This is a genomic window from Acetobacter pasteurianus subsp. pasteurianus LMG 1262 = NBRC 106471 (assembly GCF_000285275.1).
GTDB classification, from domain to species: domain Bacteria; phylum Pseudomonadota; class Alphaproteobacteria; order Acetobacterales; family Acetobacteraceae; genus Acetobacter; species Acetobacter pasteurianus.
This window is the reverse complement of sequence record NZ_CADO01000089.1, coordinates 1-3,080: the sequence shown is the minus strand read 5'-3', so window position 1 is coordinate 3,080 and position 3,080 is coordinate 1. Positions and strand designations below refer to the sequence as shown.

The following is a 3,080-nucleotide window of genomic DNA, read 5'->3' as shown; positions in this document are numbered from 1 at the left end:
GTCAGAAAACTCTTGCATAACGGACGGTAACCACAGAAGAAATCCGCGTCGATCCCTCCACGTGAGATCAAACGATCCGCACGATCCTGCATTCCACCATGCCAGCAGGAAATCCGCGACACGTCGCGATTGTCCCGTATCACCCTTTGCAATTTTAATCAGGCGTGCCAGTGCCGCCCGTTGATTGTCCTGTTTCGCGGTCATGGGTTTTTTCCGTGGTTTGTTGGTTTGAGCTGGCGGGCTGTGAGCGTCACCCCACAAAGGGTTTCCAGGTCCATTTTGCAGTCAGGTCTTCGTCATCAATCTCGAAGCCCATTTCCTTCAGTCCGGTCAGGACCATGTTCACGAGGCGCATTCCTGGGTGCTCGCGCATCCAAAGTTCTGCCGCAACGCGGACATAGACCGGCAGGCTGACAGAGAGCCCGACCAGCTCGCCCGTGTCGTCGCCCGTGTGCGGTTTGAGACGCCGCTTGCGTTCGGGCACCAGATCCTCGCGCTCCACATGCACGCCGATCGTGTTCAGCGCCTGAAGGATGGCGCAGCGCATGGAGGTGTCGTTATCGTTTACATACTCTTCGAGCTGCCGGCGCACTGCGGGCTTGACGCGGAACAGCGTCAGGCGCGGGGTGCGATCAAGGACAGGGACAGCAGACGCGGATTCAGACATCGAAACTCTTTCAAGGCACAGATCCTCTCCTTTAACATATATCGGATATAATAACGAGAGAGCCGGCCGCCCGCTGCCGTGGGCAGGGTCAAACATGCGCTTCTCCGAGATAGATGCCATAGCGGGGCCGGATCTTCGATCCGGGCCTCAATTTCAGGTCCATTGCCCACAGGGAAACCGACATGCCGCGCCTGCGCGCGAGCTGCACGGCCGACCGTGCTGCCGTGTCCCGGCTTTCCTTGACAGCCAGGACCGACAGGTCCGGGCCGGCCAGATAGACATGGCGATGCTTCGCCACCCGTCGCGATGCGAGGTAGGTCATGACGCCAGCCCTCCCATACGCGATGACACCCGACACGCACGCTCTAGCCCGACCAGAAGATCCGCGAGGACCTGGCGGGGCAGGGGATGAGTGCCAAGCGCCACGATCCGGCCGCCCTCCATCTGGACGGGCAAACGAACCGATCCCACGCGGATATGTGCGGGGAAGGGGCCATCGGCGCCGACCGGGTATCCCGGCCGAGCAACAGACATCCGCTCATAGCGGCGGACGAGAGCTTCGTATCTCACGCGATCAGTCATCGCTTCATCCTTTTATATCCGCGATATAATAGAGACACGGACGTTTACCACGATCGTCCGTGCCTGCTGGCCTAGTCGTCCAGGTGAGCTTCCCCGGCTGGCTCGGCGTCATCAGGGGGCGGCTCCCGTAGGGCGGCATCGACCAGTGATCTGAGCCGTGACACGGGCACCATGATCCGGAAGGCCATGCCGTAGGTATCGGCCGCGCTTTGCATCCATGATCGGATGCGCTCGACTGGCGCATTCTCTGCTTTCATCGCCACGGCCAGGCTCATGAGATGGGCCATCAGCTCATCCAGCTCGAACTCGACAACCCGTAAGGCATCTTCGAGACTGTACTCGGCGAGTTTTTCAAAATCCGCCGAAATATTCTGGCGTTCTGCTTCCTCTGCCAGTTTGGCTTCCAGATGGGACACGGCATCGACATAGCTCGTGAGATCCATCAGGACCATTTTCGCTTCGGTCCGTGCATCGACCATGATGCGCAGGGCAAGAACCGCATCGGCTACCGGTCCGGTTCGCTTGCCATTCGCAGGACTGTCATTTGTCTGCGTCATGCTCCGCTTCCGGCCCATATTTATTGACGATATGGCATTCATGCTGCGGTCCTCCTGCCGAAATCACAACAAAAACCCGTTTGTTTTTTGAATCGCTTCAGTCGATACGCAGCCCCGTGCTGTCGATACGGGAGAGAACGGTATCTGTTGTCATCCAGCCCGCCACCCGACCGAAGCCGATGAACGGGACCAGGACGGTATAAACAGAGTCCAGATCGTAGCTGGTGCGCTGATCCCGTGGACCTTCCCACAGGCATGACAGCACCAAGCCCTCGATCTCGGTGCCGTCGCTGCCGATGGTCGTGACCCACAGATCTGGCAGGACGGCGGCTTCGCAGGCGCGAACGCGGCCCTTACGGGTCCAGTAGGCCATCAGATCCGGCTTTGTCTTCATCGCCGAAATCGTGCTGTATTCGTCGCGATCCAGCCGGATCAGCGGCAAGGTATTGTGAAGAGGCGATACCTGTTTTTCGGCGTGGTCTTCCTTGGACATAGGGCTATCCTCCCTGTGCGACGGATCGAACGATTTTATCCTCCCGGCCCGCCTCTAATATATACGAGATATAATAAAGAGGGTTCAAGAGAAAAATGCAATTTTTCTCGCGAATGGTGGAGAGGCCGGCAAGACGGCCTCTCTCCCGGATTCAGGCGCAGGCTGCCTGCTCTTGCTCGGCCAGTATCTCAGCATGGAAGGCTTCCATCGCGCGCTGGCTTTCTTCAGGGTCGATCAGGTAGGCATGAAAGCCGGTGAGGACGGTAAAGCCCGCCGCTTCCAGCGCCTGTTGTACGTCGGTGATACCCCATAGGGCACTCGCATACTCGGCCTCTTCGCGCTGCTCGTCTGGGACATATTCCAGGCCACATGATGCGGCTTCATAACGGGCGATCGCGTCGTCCTCGGCGTCATCATAGACGCCATACCTGACGCTGAAATCGACGGTCATGGAACTGCTGGCCCGGGCCTGTTTCATCGCCTCTTCAAAGTGCTGGACATAATACATCCGGTCACGCAGTTCGTTTCGGGTCGCATAGGAATCTTCCGAGGTATCAGCCAGCCGGTCGGACAGGCGGCTGTACCATGCCTTCGTATCGGTGATGGCGCGATCAAGAACGTCCGCTGGATTGGGGCGAGGTGGCATCTTTTTAGAGCGGAACAGGAAGCCCACCAGACCGGAAAGAAGTGACATAGGGTTTACCCTCCCTGCACCGGGCGGGGAGGGAGGACCATCCCCCCACGTTTTCCCGCCCGGTGTTCTTATTATATACACGATATA

6 protein-coding genes are annotated in these 3,080 nt (G+C 58.6%); all 6 read right to left on the bottom strand.

Annotated elements, in window-relative coordinates; translation table 11 throughout:
* Window positions 1–204, bottom strand: a 204-nt coding sequence (locus APA10_RS15280; RefSeq protein ID WP_456304106.1) for a DUF7673 family protein, incomplete at its 3' end; no start/stop codon positions are given.
* A gap of 46 nt (window positions 205–250) precedes the next feature.
* Window positions 251–667, bottom strand: a complete 417-nt coding sequence (locus tag APA10_RS11390) for a hypothetical protein (protein ID WP_035367702.1) — start codon at window positions 665–667, stop codon at window positions 251–253.
* 88 nt (window positions 668–755) lie between these two features.
* On the bottom strand, window positions 756–989 hold the full coding sequence (locus APA10_RS11385; protein ID WP_035367701.1) for a hypothetical protein: 234 nt from the start codon (window positions 987–989) through the stop codon (window positions 756–758).
* A gap of 331 nt (window positions 990–1,320) precedes the next feature.
* A complete protein-coding gene (locus tag APA10_RS11375; protein WP_250697689.1) occupies window positions 1,321–1,806 on the bottom strand; it encodes a hypothetical protein in 486 nt (161 codons plus the stop codon).
* A gap of 97 nt (window positions 1,807–1,903) precedes the next feature.
* Entirely contained in the window at window positions 1,904–2,299 is a 396-nt protein-coding gene (locus APA10_RS11370) for a hypothetical protein (RefSeq protein WP_035367697.1), read from the bottom strand.
* Between the two features lie 151 nt (window positions 2,300–2,450).
* Window positions 2,451–2,993 (bottom strand): hypothetical protein, encoded by a 543-nt coding sequence (locus tag APA10_RS11365; RefSeq protein WP_035367704.1) that lies wholly within the window; start codon window positions 2,991–2,993, stop codon window positions 2,451–2,453.
* Between the last annotated feature and the right edge of the window lie 87 nt (window positions 2,994–3,080).